Source organism: Acinetobacter wanghuae (genome assembly GCF_009557235.1).
Lineage (GTDB): Bacteria > Pseudomonadota > Gammaproteobacteria > Pseudomonadales > Moraxellaceae > Acinetobacter > Acinetobacter wanghuae.
In genome coordinates this window covers 1,531,481-1,547,948 of the sequence record NZ_CP045650.1, presented here as the reverse complement: position 1 = coordinate 1,547,948, position 16,468 = coordinate 1,531,481, and the positions used below count along the sequence as shown (strand labels likewise).

Here is a 16,468-nt window from a genome sequence, read left to right as displayed (position 1 = left end):
GGCATGCTACATTAAGTTTTATGAAGAAATGTCAGTGATTCATCAACATTGATAAAAATCATGTAAGATAGTTTCGACCATGGATATGGCAAAACCACTAGATTTAAGTTCCTTAGCTTATATTCTTTGGTCAAATAATCAATTACAGAATGTATTCGTTTAGAGTTTGCTATGCCTGCAAAAAAAAGTTTTAAAAAAACGACACTTCATCTGAGTATGAATGGTCCTGTCCAACATCGTTATCATTCACGCTTGTGCATGAGTTTGTTTTTAATGATGAGTGGTCAGCAAATCGCACAGGCAGAGCAAGTTGAAACGCCAGTCGCTATTGAGCGTAATGATAAAATAGAGGTTTTGGCTGACGAAGCGATTCAACAAGGGGTGAGTCAGAATAAGTCGGATGCCATCGAAAAAATTGAAAATGCTTTAGCGCCAGAAGCGCATTTCGATAGTGTCCAAATGTTAGAGCAGCAACAAAATCTAGGACTGAACCAAGCAGCATTTCAGCCGATTCAATTTGAAGATCTCGAAGAGCTGCCGATTGAAGCCATTGATCAAAATTTAGCGAATGAAATTTATCAAGTCGCAGAACAAGCAAAAAAAGAAGCAGCGACTTATCGTCAAACCCAACAAAATGAAATGGTGATTGCTGAGATCTCAAAACAAGAACTGACCGCTATTAACCAAGCGCCTGTCAATGTTGATCAGTTGATGCAAAGCATTCGTGCAGACAGCCAAATTATTGTCGAGCGGAATGAAAATGCCAATACCTTAGCAGCATCTACAGTTGCCACTCCCAACGATGCCAAAGAGCCCAATTTCTTCAAACGGTTGCTTTATAGAGTACGTCCTGGGCGTCAAATCAGTGCGACCAAAGTGCCGCGTATTAATGCCGATGTGATTATCAATAGTGAAAATGCAACAGCACAAACAAGTTTATTGTTTGCTAAGGGTACTGAATCGCAACCGCTTGAAAATTTAAAAACCAATATTGCAGCCAAACTCTCAAGTTTTACTCAAGAATCCTTTGGTGACTATGCATCGGCATTGCCGCAGTTGAGGGAACTCACCAATCAGGCAGCGCAAGCCGTTGGTTTTTATAATGCCGCATTTAAGTTTGAAAAAATATCAGACAGTCGCGTGCGTGTCATAGTGACACCGAATGAACCAGTCATTATTGAAAAGCAAAATATTGAATTTTCAGGCGCAGGTGCCGATAAAGCGCAATTCCAAGTGATTGGCGTATTGCCTGAACAAGAAGAAGGCGATGTGTTTAATCACGGGGCTTATGACAAGACCAAAGCACGAATTGTCGAAGCTGCAAATAATAATGGTTATTTCGATGCCTATTGGCGCTTACACGATGTTAAAGTTGCTCAGCCGCAGAACACAGCAGATATTCAACTCAAATATGAAACGGGTGATCGTTATAAACTCGGTAATGTTGAATTTCGCATGAGTGATCCAACGCGGGAGTTTCCTCTAGATCCTGATGTATTAGAAAGTTTGGTGACGTGGAAAGAGGGTGCAGATTATACCTTCTGGCGTGTAAATGGTCTTGCCAATAATTTAACCAACTCGCGTTATTTTAACTACACCTTAGTGGATGCTGTAAAGCCTGATCCTCTTGAAAAACCATTGGAACTTGCACCAGACTTACAACTCTTGGTCGATCAACAAAAACTTAACGAACAATCAGTGATGCCAATTAACACAACAGACTTCGCATCTGATCAAGAAGTGACTCAAAATGTGGTCAATGAAGATCAATTTGCCGGTGTCACTGAACTTGAAAATGGTAATTTAAGAACCCTACAAACCGAGCAAGACAATAAAAATACAGAGCAAGAGCGCTTGAAACAACAAGCGCGTGAGCAGAAAGAAATTCCTGTGATTGTGACTTTAAATGCAGATCGTTTAAACAGTGCAGAAGTTGGTCTTGGTTATGGTACAGATACCGGCACGCGTTTACGTGGTCAGTATCGCCGTGCGATTGTGAATAAACGCGGACACTCCTTTGATGCCAACTTAGAACTTTCTAAAATCCGTCAATCTATCGATGCACGTTACAACATTCCTTATCACCATCCATTAAATGATTATATTAGTCTAGTCGGTGGTTACGAACGTGAAGAACGCGAGGGTGTTGCCAAAGGCAATGGCTTAACGATTGAATCTGCGGTGATTGGTGCGGACCGTATTATTAAAAACCCACGTGGCAGTTGGCAGCATACCTACGGCGTGCGTTATCGTATGGATCGTTTGAATCAAGATGGTTGGGCGTATGTGGAAGATATTCCAGATGCCTTCTTGATGAGTGGCAATGACAATCAACAGTCACTGTTATTTGGTTATGAGATTTCACGTAGTGATAGTAATAAACGTGTCAATCCAACCAAGGGCTTTAAACAAACCTATAAAGTTGAAGTGGGCAGCGATAACTTGCTGACTGATGTCAATATGGCAATCGCCAATGCGGGTTGGCGTTTTATTTATTCGCTTGGGGATAATGCCGATCATCAATTTGTCGGTCGTGCCGATCTTGGCTATATTTTCACAGAAGATTTCACTAAAGTACCGTATAACTTAAGATACTTTAGTGGCGGTGACCAAAGTATTCGTGGTTTCGACTACAAGAGTTTATCACCTGAAATTGATGGATTTAAAATTGGTGGACAAGCTTTAGGAATTGGCTCACTCGAATATAATTATCAGTTTAAAGAAGGTTGGCGCGCTGCGGTCTTTGCCGATGCCGGTAATGCCTATGATAAAGATTTCAGTAACCCGACTGCTTATGGTGCAGGTCTTGGTATTCGCTGGGCATCACCGATTGGACCGATTCGAATTGATGTCGCATCGGGGCTTTCAGATGATAATAAACCAATTCGAATTCACTTCTTTATTGGTTCGCAACTTTAATACGTTTATAAAAATTTAGTTATTTAGGAACATCATGGTCGACGAGAACCAACAGCCACAACAAGAGCAAACAGAAGTAGCGCCTGAAAATACCGCTGTCCCGAAACAGCGCCGTATTCTGAGGAGTATTTTATTCTCTGTGCTGTTTTCGGTGGTGTTTTTGCTTGCCGCATTGGCTGTGATGTTCTCGACCGATAAAGGCAGTAAGTTTTTACTCGATCAAGTGCTACAACGTCAGCAAATTATTCATTATGAATATGAAGGTGGTAATTTGTGGCGGGGTATTATCCTGAAAAATGTCTTGGTGACCTTAGCATCAGTGGATGTCAAAATTGACCGTGCCGATGTGACATTAGGGTGGCGCGCAATTTTAGATAAAGAAATTCATCTGAATGAAGCGGATGTGCGTAATTTAAGAATTGTCACCAAAACCCCGCCAAGTGATGAGCCCTTTAAATTTAATACCATTAAACTGCCATTTATCTTGCGTGTTGATCATCTTGATTTGGATCACTTAGCGATTCAAACGCATAGTTCAGAGGTGGAATTTAATGATGTGGAAATCCATGAAGGTTTATGGTCGGGTACTGAACTGACCTTTGAAGATAGCCGCATGGATATGGGCTATTTATCGCTGCGTGAAGCCAACGGTAAAATGGTGTTCGAAGGTAAATATCCATTGAATGCCACAGGTATCGTAAACTTACCTTCACTGAATGACAGTCTAAATGTACGTGATATTCATATTTATGCCCAAGGCTCTTTAGATACCATTCAAGCAGGTGTGGCAACACAAACTCCAGATCTATTGACCGGTTGGGCAGTGGTGCATCCAATGCGTCCTGATGTACCGATGTTTGGTGCATTAAAATTCAAAGATTATCATTGGCCGATTCTGACCGAACAAAAATTATGGTCAAAAGACGGTGTGGCAGAATTTAAAGGGGATATTAAACGCCTCGATTTAAATCTAAATACCGACTTAAGTGGTGAGAATATTCCACAAGGTCAGTACAACGCGATTATGCATACTGACTTAACCAACCAGCTGAATATTACTGACTTTAATGGTCAAGTGATGGATGGTAGCGTGAGTCTTGCTGGTGTGGTGGGTTGGAATGAGCGTGTCACTTGGGATATTCAAGGACGCATGGATCGACTGAATCCCAAAGACAAAGTCATTCCGCAAGTGGTGCAAGATTTCTTACCCAAGAGTTTAGACGGTAAAATCGCCTCACAAGGTCAACTCGAAAATGGTCTACATCTGAATGCATTGGTTGACTTTGATCGCTACGAGACATGGAATGTAAAACTCGATCAAAAAGAAGCCAAAGGCAAAAAAGCCGAGCCAATGTTGCTTGATGTTGCATGGAAAAATATTGATCGTGCTGTGCCATATGTGGGTTGGCTATCGAGCGAATCTGGTGATGTCACCTTAGCATTGCTTGAAGGGCAGCAAGATATTGGTCTTGCCACCAAAGTGAAAAAGAATGATCAAGGCGCATTGCCAGCGGGCATGTATAAAGCCCAACTGAAGCTAAAAAATAATATTTTAAATGTGCCGAGTTTTCATTATCAGGCAGATCAAGGCAGCTTAATCGGTAACGCCGTGGTGAACTTGCCAGATGAAAAGCGTCAACTCAAATGGAATGCCGTCCTCAATGCACAAAATTTAAATCCACAAAGTTTTGCTGCTGCATCGCCTGTTGATTTACTCAATGGTCAAATCAAAGCCAATGGTTATGCCAAACCGAATCAGCAAATTATTCAATTCAACGGTGTGAACTTAACTGGAAAAATGGCAGATTCAAAAGAATCGATTCGTTTGACTGGTGCGGGGACTGCGGCACTTTTATTCCATGATGAAAAACAAGGCGGTGGTTTTAAAGGCTATGCAGTCAATTATGATGGCAGCTTAAATGCATCACAACTCAAAGCTAGCCAAGGTTTGCTTAAAGTCCGCATGTCGGGTACGCCTGAATTGTTAAAGATTGCCGAGTTACGCCATGATGGCGTGGCAGGGAAAATTAATGCATCAGGGGTGGTTAATCTAGCTAAGGGCATCGGTTGGGATGTCAAAGCATCACTTATTCGCTTTAAGCCGCAATATTTTGTCTCAAGTGTTAAAGGTGAATTGTCAGGCAATGTCTTCACCAAAGGACTTTGGTCAGATCAAGTTAAACGCATTCAAATTGAACGTTTGAATTTGGCAGGTATGCTCAATAACAAACCTGTCCGTGGTACGGGTAATTTGTCGGTACTCATTCATGACAACGGCAATGGTTTTGTACCGCAGCAATTTGAAGCCAATAACTTAATGTTGTCTTATGCCACCAATCAACTACAAGCGTCAGGCAATGCACAAAATTTACAGTTGAAACTGAATGCACCGGCATTATTTGAATTGTATCCGGGTTTGCGTGGTCGTGCGCAGGGTTATGTGAATGTACAAGCCAAACCACGCTTACGTGCTTCCGCTAATTTGTCTGTAGATAATTTTGCATTTAATAATGTGTTAAGTATCAAAAAAATTCGGGTACAAGGTCAGTTGCCAACATCAGAAACCACACCGACATTATTAACCGCTCGTATGGATCAATTGCGAAGTGGTGATCGTGAAATTGTCAAAGGTGAAATTTCTTTAGCAGGTACGCGTGCTGCACACATTTTAAAAGTTCAAGCCGAAAATCAACTGTCAAAATTCTTTGTCCAGTTGGCAGGTGGCTTTAATGCACAAAACAATTGGCTGGGACAAATTCAAAAAGGTGATTTTGATTCATTGCGTACTCGCTTAGTACAGCGTCAAAATGCATCGGTGATCTATAACACCGCCCAATCGGATTTGTTTATTGGCGCGCACTGTTGGATGAGCCAACAAAGTCAATTGTGTTTCGATCAACCCATTCGTGTGAATAAAACTCGTGGCAATGTATCGTTCTTAACGCAAAACTTAGATTTAAACGACTTTAGTGCCTTTATGCCAGAAGGTTTAGCCATTACGGGTAAAGTGAATGGTTATGCCAAAGCAGCATGGGCAAAAGGACAAAAACCAAAAATTGATGCGCGATTGGTTACGCGTAATGGTGTGGTCGGGTTATCGGCTGAGGATCCAGATGCTGTCGCTTCAACATTGTCTTATGAAGAAGTTGGATTGGTCGCAAAAAGTGTGACCGATGGTTTGCAAATTCGTTTGGATGTCAAAGCACCAAGCATGGGGACAGGCTATGCCAATGTCATTATTGATCCCTATAAAGACAGTAAACCGATGCGCGGTGAAATTGCCTTTAACCAAGTCCAACTCAAGGTCTTTAAACCCTTTATTCAAGATGTACGTACTTTAGATGGTACCTTGTCTTATGCCGGTAAAATTAGTGGTACGTTGACCAATCCTCTAATGGAAGGTGAAATTCGCTTAAAAGATGGCGTCATTAGCATGATTTCACTGCCGGTCAATTTGACCAATGTGCAGTTATATTCATCAGTACGTCAAAACACGGCAAGTATTAATGGTGCGTTTAATAGTGGTCGCGGTGTCGGTAAACTCACCGGTAATGTCGATTGGAAAGGCGAGCCACGTGTACAGTTGCATCTGCAAGGTGATAACTTGTTGGTTCGTCAAGCGCCTCTGATTACCGCTGTAGTGACTCCAGATTTAAAATTGGATTTATATCCAATGCTTAAACGACTCAGTTTAAATGGTTCTGTCGAGGTACCGCGTGCTTTAATTTCAATGCCTGAAGCATCACAACCTGTGGTCAATGTTTCATCTGATGTGCGTGTGGTACACGAAGGGCAAGATCAACTTGCGATTTTAAAAGCGGCACGTCCTTGGGACATTCGAGCAGATATTGCCGTGAGTTTGGGGAATCAAGTGATCTTCCAAGGCTTTGATAGTCGTATTCCACTGATTGGTCGGGTCAATTTATCGCAACGTGGTTTAGAAACTGCGATGCGTGCTAATGGTGCTATTGGTGTATCGAAACGTGTAAAAATTGAAGCCTATGGTCAGAGTCTTGATCTAAATCGTGCGATTGCACGTTTTAATGGTGAGCTTGCCAATCCAACACTGGATATTGATGCCAATAAAGCCGTACAAGGCAGTACTGTAGGTGTGCGTGTCACAGGGACTGCGTCGAGTCCAAGTATTCAAGTGTATAACGATGCTGGTCTTTCTGAACAAGAGGCTTTAAATGCTTTGCTCACAGGACGTATTAATGAAGGTTCATCGGGCTTAAGCCAAGCTGAAGGCTTTAAATCTGATGTGAATAACACCATTGCAGCAGCCGGCATTAGTATGGGCTTGGGCGGTACACGTGCCTTAACCAATCAAATTGGACGAACCTTTGGTTTAAGCGGTTTGGCATTAGATGCCCAAGGTACAGGGGATGATACGCAAGTGTCAGTCACCGGTTATATTACCCCTGACTTGTTTATTCGTTATGGTGTTGGGGTGTTCACACCAGTGAATAAACTAACTCTACGTTATCAAATGAATCAGCGTCTGTACTTAGAAGCGAGTCAAGCCTTAGAGCGTGCAGTTGACGTGTTCTATAACTGGCGATTCTAGTCCTTGCTTTAAAAATAAGACCTGCATAATGTAGGTCTTATTTTTTATGGAGCACTGTTTTTATTTATGCCCCTGTTAACCACATTAAAAAGCAAAGCGTCAGTCTGTATTGTTTCAGGCTCACGTACATCCTTGGTTATTCATTGAGATATTGACTCACACTAATGGTTGCGAAACATCACTGGTATGTTGATGCGTAAATTGTTATGTTTTTCTTTTACATCAAGATGCCTTCATTATGAAAAAATTACTTTTATTGGCGACTATCGCCATCTCAATCACAGGTTGTAGCACGGCGCAGCAGACTGAACTCAATCCACCCAAAATTGGCATGGCGAATCCTGCAAGTACCTATTGTGTGGAGCAAGGTGGCAAACTTGAACTTCGTAATGAAGCCAATGGGCAAGTGGGCTATTGCCATCTTGCAAATGGTCAAGTGGTCGAGGAATGGGCATTGTTTCGTGCTAGTCAAAGCGAATGTGTAGCAGATCAAGCCAAAACCTTAATCGGGCAGTCCAACTTAACTGAAGCACAAATCAAAGCGGTGACGCAGGCTCAAATCGTTCGTTTGGTAAAACCCGGACAGCCTGTGACCATGGATTATCGTGCAGAACGTGTGACTGTCACAGTAAATCCTGCTAACAATACAATTGTTCAAGCCAATTGCGGTTAAAGCATCTGCATAAAAGCTCCGAAAGGCTTTTAGTTTGTAAGGGAATGGCTAATCTACATGACAAATAGTGAGGGATCTTTTATATTGCCATCGTAAGGAGATGTTCATGAAAAAGTTACTTGCTTTATTTGTCATGGTCGCATTGGTGGGCTGTGCTGAGAAAAAACCGTTGACCCCAGAAGAACAGTGGCAGGGTTACTGTCGCAGTGTGGGTAATGCGGCACGTTCAATTATGCTCGATCGTCAGAATGCGATTGCCAAAGATAAAGCGATTGAGCATGCCAACAAAGTTGAAGATGATACGACGCGTAAATTTGTACTCGGTATTATTGATGAAGTGTATGCATTGCCGCTAGACGCGATTAAGGGTGATACCGAATTGGCACAGGAAAAGATCCGTGCTGAATTTACTCAGAAGTGTATTGCAACACCACACGATGAAATGCCAGATTATAAACCGTTCTAAGGAACGGTTTTTTTAGCGCTAAAAAAAGAAAAATCGCCATAAAAATTGCTATTTCGTATATTTATACCTATCTGTAAAATAGCCTAAGCTTAAACGAACAATTTGTGACAAATCCTAAATCTAAAATATAGAAATACTTATCTTAATAATGAATAATAAAATTCAATGCAACAATAATAACAGGAGCATCGCCATGAACGTTGTCGGGTATCTCTACCACTCAGATTTATTATTAGAAGGTGAAGACAGTATGGTGATTATTGGGGGAAGTCATTATGTCCTTAGCCTCGGTGATAAAGTCTATTTAAAACATGCCATCGACCAAGAAAAATTGTTGTACTGTGTTGAAATTTCCTTTGCCAGTCATAACCATAGTTCATTGTTTGAAGATCAATGTTTGGTCAAATTTGAAGGCTGCCGCGATGCCTTAAGCCAACATTTAAGCACCACCACTGTCCACTAAGGTGGAGTATCTTTTTTTAGTTAAATCAGGCAACATCAAGGTTGCCTTTTTTATGTGTGAAATTCAGTCAAAAAAGCCCGCCATCGGGTTGTATTGTATGTAATGCAGTCAAGATTCGAACATCGGAACAGATCTGATGAGCATCATTTATTTAGAAAATAATGAGCATCACGAAGAAACACTTTACTTGCATTAACTTTTGACTGGAATTTTAGTAAAATTTAGCAGTCCATATTATTTGTGAAGCTTTGATAAAGCAGGAATTTACAAATAATTTTTTAAAGAAGAGGAATAAACCGTGCTAGAAGCTTACCGCCAACACGTTGCAGAACGTGCCGCACTCGGGGTCCCACCGAAGCCACTTGATGATGTACAAACTGCAGCAGTCGTTGAATTATTAAAAAATCCACCAGCGGGTGAAGAAGCATTCTTAGTTGATTTGCTTGAAAACCGTGTACCAGCAGGTGTTGACCAAGCTGCATATGTAAAAGCTGCATTCCTTGCTGCATTGGCAAAAGGCGAAGCGACTTCTCCACTTGTTTCTAAAGAACGTGCGGTTTACTTACTAGGTACTATGCTTGGTGGTTACAACGTTGCGCCTTTAGTTGCTCTTCTTGATGACGCTGAACTTGCTGAACTTGCTGCTGAAGCGTTGAAGAAAACACTACTTGTATTTGATGCGTTCCATGACGTTGCAGATAAAGCGAAAGCAGGTAATGCAAACGCGAAAGCTGTTCTTCAGTCTTGGGCTGATGCTGAATGGTTCACTTCACGTCAAGATGTACCTGAAGAAATCAAATTAACAGTATTCAAAGTGACTGGCGAAACCAACACAGACGACTTGTCACCTGCACAAGACGCGTGGAGCCGTCCAGATATTCCATTGCACGCAAATGCAATGCTTAAAAACGAACGTGATGGTATCAACCCTGAAAAACCAGGTGAAGTTGGTCCATTGAACCAAATTAAAGCGCTTGTTGCGAAAGGCAACCAAGTGGCTTACGTTGGTGACGTTGTTGGTACAGGTTCATCTCGTAAATCTGCAACAAACTCTGTGCTTTGGTTCTTTGGTGATGACATTGCGCACATCCCGAACAAAAAAGACGGTGGTTACTGCCTAGGTTCTAAAATTGCTCCAATCTTCTTCAATACAATGGAAGATGCAGGCGCCTTACCAATCGAGATTGATGTTGCCAACATGAACATGGGCGACGAAATCACACTTAAGATTGATAAAGCTGCTGCGAAAGTAACTGCATTTAAAGATGGCGCGCAAATTGCTGAAGCGGATCTTAAAACTCCTGTACTTCTTGACGAAGTTCGTGCCGGTGGTCGTATCAACTTAATCGTTGGTCGTGGCTTAACAACTAAAGCACGTGAAGAATTAGGTCTTGCACCTTCTACATTGTTCCGTACGCCTGTTCAGCCTGCTGCGACTGGTAAAGGCTTCACTCAAGCACAAAAAATGGTTGGTCGCGCTTGTGGTCTTCCTGAAGGTCAAGGTGTACTTCCGGGTACTTACTGTGAACCTCGTATGACGACTGTTGGTTCGCAAGATACAACAGGTCCAATGACACGTGACGAATTGAAAGACTTGGCTTGCCTAGGTTTCTCTGCTGACCTTGTTATGCAATCATTCTGTCATACCGCTGCGTATCCAAAACCAGTTGACGTTCAAATGCAACACTCGCTTCCTGATTTCATCATGAACCGTGGTGGTGTATCACTACGTCCAGGTGACGGTATTATTCACTCTTGGTTAAACCGTATGCTTCTTCCAGATACTGTTGGTACTGGTGGTGACTCACATACTCGTTTCCCAATTGGTATTTCATTCCCAGCGGGTTCTGGTCTTGTTGCATTCGCTGCAGCAACTGGTGTTATGCCACTCGATATGCCTGAATCTGTACTTGTTAAGTTCAAAGGTAAAATGCAGCCTGGTATCACACTACGTGACCTAGTACATGCAATTCCTTACGTTGCGATTCAGCAAGGTGACTTAACTGTAGAGAAGAAAGGTAAGAAAAACATCTTCTCTGGTCGTATTCTAGAAATCGACTTAACAGAAATGGAAACTGACTTAACTGTTGAGCAAGCATTCGAATTGTCTGATGCGTCTGCTGAACGTTCAGCTGCTGGTTGTTCAATCACACTTTCTGAAGAGAAAGTTGCTGAATACCTTCGTTCAAACATCACTATGTTGAAGTGGATGATTTCTGAAGGTTATGGCGATGCGCGTACTATGGCTCGTCGTGTTGAGAACATGGAAAAATGGTTAGCGAACCCATCACTTCTTAAAGCTGATGCTGATGCTGAATACACGAAAGTGTATGAAATTGACCTTTCTACCATCACTGAACCAGTTCTTTGCTGCCCGAATGACCCAGATGACGCGAAATTGTTATCTGACGTTGCTGGTACAAAAATTGATGAAGTATTCGTTGGTTCATGTATGACCAACATCGGTCACTTCCGTGCAACTGGTAAGTTACTTGAGAAAGTTCCTGGTGGCGTATTAAATACTCGTTTGTGGATTGCTCCACCGACTCGTATGGACGAACGTCAATTGATGGAAGAAGGTTTCTATAACATTTATGGTAAAGCTGGCGCGCGTACTGAAATGCCAGGTTGTTCATTATGTATGGGTAACCAAGCACGTGTAGCGCCGAACACAACTTGTGTATCGACTTCTACTCGTAACTTCCCGAACCGTTTAGGTCAAGGTGCGAATGTTTACTTAGCGTCTGCTGAACTTGCATCTGTTGCTGCTGTATTGGGTAAATTACCTACTCCAGAAGAATACCAACAGTATGCAGCTCAAATTGACAGCATGTCAGCTGACATCTATCAATACTTAAGCTTCGACAAAATGGGCGACTATACTGACGCTGCTGCGAACGTTGATACGAAGAAAATTGCTGCTGCTCAATTGTCTTAATCTTAATTGATTGATAATTAAGCAATAAGTAGTATAAGATAAGGGCTGAGTAATCAGCCCTTATTTTTTATAAAATAATAAAAAGCTGTATCAGAAAATAAAAGTAGAGTTTTCAATGAAAGAAATATTTGATGCTATAAATACTCGTATAAGAGAACCTTACTGGGGATTCTTTGTTATTTCTTTCCTAGCATTTAATTGGCGAGCGTTATTTTTACTCTGTTTTGCAACAGGAACTGCTCAAGAAAAAATAGATTTATTTGATTCTTTAACAACATTTTGGAGTTTAGTTTGTTTCCCAATTTTAATGGCATTAGCAATTCTTTTAATCACACCTTGGTTAAAAGTTTTGTTTGGGTTGGTTTCTCGATTGGCTTATGAAAAGTTAAATTCACAAGAATTAGTAAGAGAACATAAATATATAGCTCAGAAAAATATGTTAGAGAAAGAGCGAGCAAACGCGTTGGCAAATAAAGAGAATGAACTTATTGATCGAGCTAAACGAGATGTTGACATTGATCAAATTGCGGATGAGGAAACTAGAAATAAATTGAAAATAGAAATTGATAGATTGAGGCTAGAGAGAAATAAATTGATCAATAATAATAAGAGTACTGATATTAATGATATAAAAGAATTATCAGAACATGAACTTGAATTGTTAAAGAAATTGAGTGAAAGTGAAGATCATTGTGTTCAAAAGAAAAGAATAAATGGATCTGATTTTCTTATGCTTAATAAGGTAAATATTCATGAAAAGAATGATTCTCCTACTTATTATAGAATAATGGATGCAATAACTTCTTTGAAAAGAAAAGGCTTAATAAAAGACTTAAACAATGAGGGGAAATTATTTGAGCTATCTTCTGAAGCGAAAAAATTATTATCAAAAATTAATGAATAATTTCATTATAAAATTATTTCATACATAATTTGTTCTGTTATTTGTTTTTTAAAATAATTAAATGGCAAAACAATCTCGATTCCTTTGTATTGGTGGGTTCTTAAGTGTTACGCAGGTCGAAGATTGAGTTGAAAGCTTGATATATTGTTTTTATTCAAAGTCACAGAAAATTATAAAGTTAAAATTAAAATAGGCATTTTTTGGTACTTCCAAAACCAAGTAATTGGCATTGAACATCATTTCAATCAATCAGATCAAGACTCACTCGGTCTGATTGGCAGCACATACACACACGTTGAGTATTGGGAAACCTTGAAACAGTCTTTGCCAAACTTGTAAGAATTTGAGTGCGAAGATATTCAACGTGAGCACGTCATTTACAACGCAAAAAAACAAAAACTTATGTCTATATGGATGCTAAATTACTCAAAACAGCGATAGCCAAACAGGTTGCTGAGTTTTTTAAACTGGATTTTGAGTTAGTTATTTGGATGAAAGACCCACACTATAAAACTTAAACTTTACAGCTCGCGCAATACATCGTTTAATCCCCACATTGAAAAATGATTGAACAAGTTGATGTAACGATGGCAAAACAATCCCGCTTCCTCTGTATCGGTGGTTTCCTGAACGGAACTCAAGTCAAAGACCAAGGCGACAGTTTTATCTGTGTCGAAAAAGGCAAAAATGTCACCTACATCAAAAAGGAAATTTTCCATCCTGACGCGTGGGATCATGACTACTATGTCTGTGAAGACACCACTGATCAAAAAGCCAAAAACTGGGTCTATGATATTGAAAGCAAGTAACTATTTATAAAGTATATCTACCACTTAAAAATGACTCAGATGACGCTTGTTGTCTGAGTCATCCATCTATTTAATTCAAATAAAATAAAGGTTTATAAAAGTGAGCATAAAACGCTTTACACTTTTGTAGCTGAATTTTCATCCAAATTGCTTTAAAACTTCATAAAAATGAAGCGAATATGGATAAGAACTTATGAATTTTGAAATTGATGCCTTTGGCACATTGGTTATTGCGGTTATATTTCTCTATGTCGGACGGTTCTTAGTGAATCGAATTAATTTTTTTAAAAACTATAACTTACCTGAGCCTGTAATCGGTGGTCTGGTTGCAGCAATAACCGCCTTTGTTTTATATAAATTTTTTAATATTAGTGCCACGTTTAATGCACAAATCCAATCCATTCTCATGCTCATGTTTTTTACCTCCGTCGGTTTAGGTGCGGATTTTTCCAAACTTAAAGAAGGGGGTAAAGCGCTTTTTGTGTTTTTATTCTGTGTGACAGCCTTTGTGTTGGTACAAAATGCGGTGGGCATGAGCCTTGCAACTGTATTGGGGCTTGATCCATTGGTTGGCTTAATCGTGGGTTCAATTACCTTAACAGGCGGTCATGGAACGGCAGGTGCGTGGGGTGAAGTGTTGGAGGTTCAACATGGTATACAAGGTGCAATTGTACTGGGTATGGCAAGTGCGACCTTTGGTTTGATTATTGGTGGCGTAGTAGGTGGACCTGTTGCCAAGTTCCTGATTAAACGCCATCGTTTAAGTGATCAAGTCATTGAAGATAAAAATGACACTCAATTGGATACCAATACACGCTCAGCGACTTTTGAATATCCGAAGAAAACTCGTCTGATTACTGCAAATAATGCTGTTTCAACCTTGGGGATGTTTGCCCTGTGTATTTTCATTGCCAATTTAATGACCGATTTTAGTCAGGGAAAATGGTTTGAATTGCCGACTTTCGTTTGGGCATTGGGTACGGGGGTTATTCTTAGAAACATTTTAGAGCATGTCTTTAAAGTCAATATTTTTGATCGCGCGATTGATGTATTTGGTAACGCGTCATTGTCCTTGTATTTATCGATGGCATTGCTGTCTTTACAGTTATGGTTGTTGGCTGATTTGGCAGGACCATTGATCACAATTTTATTGGTACAAGCTTTAGTACTGATAGGATTTACTGCATTTGTGACCTTTAAAATCATGGGCAAAAATTATGATGCAGCGGTATTGGCAGCAGGGCATTGTGGTTTTGGGATGGGCGCAACCCCAACAGCGATTGCCAATATTCAAGCGGTGACCAATACCTATGGACCTTCACACAAAGCCTTCTTAATTATTCCGCTGTGTGGCGCATTTTTTATCGATATTATTAACGCGATTGTCATTCAAATGACCATCGCATTCTTTGGCTAAATGACAATTTAAGCAGAAGGCAAACATAAATGGGTAAGCAGATCGCTTGCCCATTTTTTTATTTTACATATATTTAGACATTAAAAAGCCCCATGGTTAGGGGCTAGTCGTATATGGGTCAAGCCCATATACTGTAAGAGGCTCATCTCAAACTGAGGCTATTAGAACATACAATATGCAAAATAGCGAACGCGAATGAATACTTTAATCTTAACTGATCATTTTATAAGGTTGAAATTGAACGTAGGCTGAGTTTGAAAATAAAAAGACCACCTTGGCAGACATAGCAAAGGTGGCTTGGACAAACTCAAAACCAGAACATGCTTTAGGTATGTAAACAGCAATAGTTAAGCCGCAATCTCATTTTCAATGACAGCCCATAAATTTTGATGGGAACGCTTAAACATCGCCATATGTCCAATACTGTGATGCCCAAATTGTTTTGGATTGAGTGGAACAATCTTGGTTGCAGCATTCGGATACAAACGAATTAAATCTTTAACATTCGCTTCTGTGGCAATTTCATCATCCGTTGCCCATATTGCAGTAATTGGGCATTGGACTTGAGCATGGAAATCATCCGAAGCTTGAATTTGTTTGCCAATGGCATTGATCACATAACCGGGTTTGCTACAAAATTGCGCCCATTCACGTGCGACATCTTTCGGTAAGTTTTCACCCATACCAATTTTATGGGTTGGACCATAGCCCAAGGTATAGCGACTAATCGGAAAAATCACATAAAACATTAGGGGAGCAAGTAACCCTGTACGCCCAGTAATTCCTTTTAAATGACCGGTTGAACCTGAGACCGCAATGACTTTTTGTACTTTGCTATAATTCGGCACGATCCCAAGCAGTTGACCGCCCGCACTATGTCCAAGCAAAATCACTTTTTCTGCTTGCGTATGAGCGAGTAAAGCATCAATCATTGCGCGAATATCAAGTTGTCCCCATTGCACAATACTGGCGGTCGATTTTTTGACTGGACCATGCAGCGACTGACCGATACCGCGAAAATCAAACACCATGACATCATAGCCTTGCTGCTGCAACCACACGGCAAAGTGATGATAGAAGCCTTGCACAATACCCGTCGCAGGACAAATGAGAATCGGATGCGGTTTTTGCTGTGATGGATCTGCCGCATAAAATCGAGCAGCCAAAGCGTAGCCATCTTGGCAAGTTACGGTCAATGTTTTGAATTCTGACATGTAATAGACTCAATTTTTATCATCATTTAGATGGAACTTTACACAAATTTGACAGCCAAACCTGTAAAGTTTGTGACTTAAAAGTCAAAACAAAATAG

11 protein-coding genes are annotated in these 16,468 nt (G+C 40.6%); 10 read left to right on the top strand and 1 reads right to left on the bottom strand.

What is annotated here, in order from left to right; genetic code table 11:
• Positions 1 to 171 precede the first annotated feature (171 nt).
• From GFH30_RS07290 to gltS, 10 genes are all read left to right on the top strand, one after another.
• Positions 172 to 2,919 (top strand): autotransporter assembly complex protein TamA, encoded by a 2,748-nt coding sequence (locus tag GFH30_RS07290; protein ID WP_153371596.1) that lies wholly within the window; start codon positions 172 to 174, stop codon positions 2,917 to 2,919.
• Positions 2,920 to 2,953: 34 nt separating this feature from the next.
• Complete coding sequence (locus tag GFH30_RS07285) at positions 2,954 to 7,486, top strand: translocation/assembly module TamB domain-containing protein (protein WP_153371595.1); 4,533 nt, start codon at positions 2,954 to 2,956, stop codon at positions 7,484 to 7,486.
• A gap of 238 nt (positions 7,487 to 7,724) precedes the next feature.
• Entirely contained in the window at positions 7,725 to 8,159 is a 435-nt protein-coding gene (locus GFH30_RS07280) for an I78 family peptidase inhibitor (protein ID WP_153371594.1), read from the top strand.
• A gap of 106 nt (positions 8,160 to 8,265) precedes the next feature.
• A complete protein-coding gene (locus tag GFH30_RS07275) occupies positions 8,266 to 8,625 on the top strand; it encodes a hypothetical protein (protein ID WP_153371593.1) in 360 nt (119 codons plus the stop codon).
• Between the two features lie 193 nt (positions 8,626 to 8,818).
• On the top strand, positions 8,819 to 9,088 hold the full coding sequence (locus GFH30_RS07270) for a hypothetical protein (protein WP_153371592.1): 270 nt from the start codon (positions 8,819 to 8,821) through the stop codon (positions 9,086 to 9,088).
• 298 nt (positions 9,089 to 9,386) lie between these two features.
• Positions 9,387 to 12,026, top strand: a complete 2,640-nt coding sequence (locus GFH30_RS07265; protein WP_153371591.1) for a bifunctional aconitate hydratase 2/2-methylisocitrate dehydratase — start codon at positions 9,387 to 9,389, stop codon at positions 12,024 to 12,026.
• A gap of 115 nt (positions 12,027 to 12,141) precedes the next feature.
• Complete coding sequence (locus tag GFH30_RS07260) at positions 12,142 to 12,930, top strand: hypothetical protein (RefSeq protein WP_153371590.1); 789 nt, start codon at positions 12,142 to 12,144, stop codon at positions 12,928 to 12,930.
• Between the two features lie 144 nt (positions 12,931 to 13,074).
• On the top strand, positions 13,075 to 13,269 hold the full coding sequence (locus GFH30_RS13455) for a hypothetical protein (protein WP_227551473.1): 195 nt from the start codon (positions 13,075 to 13,077) through the stop codon (positions 13,267 to 13,269).
• A gap of 248 nt (positions 13,270 to 13,517) precedes the next feature.
• Positions 13,518 to 13,739, top strand: a complete 222-nt coding sequence (locus GFH30_RS07250; protein ID WP_153371589.1) for a hypothetical protein — start codon at positions 13,518 to 13,520, stop codon at positions 13,737 to 13,739.
• A 193-nt stretch (positions 13,740 to 13,932) separates the two neighbouring features.
• Entirely contained in the window at positions 13,933 to 15,156 is a 1,224-nt protein-coding gene (gltS, locus tag GFH30_RS07245) for a sodium/glutamate symporter (RefSeq protein ID WP_153371588.1), read from the top strand.
• Between the two features lie 347 nt (positions 15,157 to 15,503).
• Here gltS and GFH30_RS07240 read toward each other — a convergent pair whose 3' ends face one another.
• Positions 15,504 to 16,370, bottom strand: a complete 867-nt coding sequence (locus GFH30_RS07240; RefSeq protein ID WP_153371587.1) for an alpha/beta hydrolase family protein — start codon at positions 16,368 to 16,370, stop codon at positions 15,504 to 15,506.
• Positions 16,371 to 16,468 lie beyond the last annotated feature (98 nt).

Excerpts from the sequence above, each read along its gene's own strand:
- GFH30_RS07290 (WP_153371596.1), top strand. The coding sequence starts at position 172 with ATGCCTGCAAAAAAAAGTTTTAAAAAAACGACACTTCATCTGAGTATG.
- GFH30_RS07285 (WP_153371595.1), top strand. The coding sequence starts at position 2,954 with ATGGTCGACGAGAACCAACAGCCACAACAAGAGCAAACAGAAGTAGCG.
- GFH30_RS07280 (WP_153371594.1), top strand. The coding sequence starts at position 7,725 with ATGAAAAAATTACTTTTATTGGCGACTATCGCCATCTCAATCACAGGT.
- GFH30_RS07275 (WP_153371593.1), top strand. The coding sequence starts at position 8,266 with ATGAAAAAGTTACTTGCTTTATTTGTCATGGTCGCATTGGTGGGCTGT.
- GFH30_RS07270 (WP_153371592.1), top strand. The coding sequence starts at position 8,819 with ATGAACGTTGTCGGGTATCTCTACCACTCAGATTTATTATTAGAAGGT.
- GFH30_RS07260 (WP_153371590.1), top strand. The coding sequence starts at position 12,142 with ATGAAAGAAATATTTGATGCTATAAATACTCGTATAAGAGAACCTTAC.
- GFH30_RS07250 (WP_153371589.1), top strand. The coding sequence starts at position 13,518 with ATGGCAAAACAATCCCGCTTCCTCTGTATCGGTGGTTTCCTGAACGGA.
- gltS (WP_153371588.1), top strand. The coding sequence starts at position 13,933 with ATGAATTTTGAAATTGATGCCTTTGGCACATTGGTTATTGCGGTTATA.
- GFH30_RS07240 (WP_153371587.1), bottom strand. The coding sequence starts at position 16,370 with ATGTCAGAATTCAAAACATTGACCGTAACTTGCCAAGATGGCTACGCT.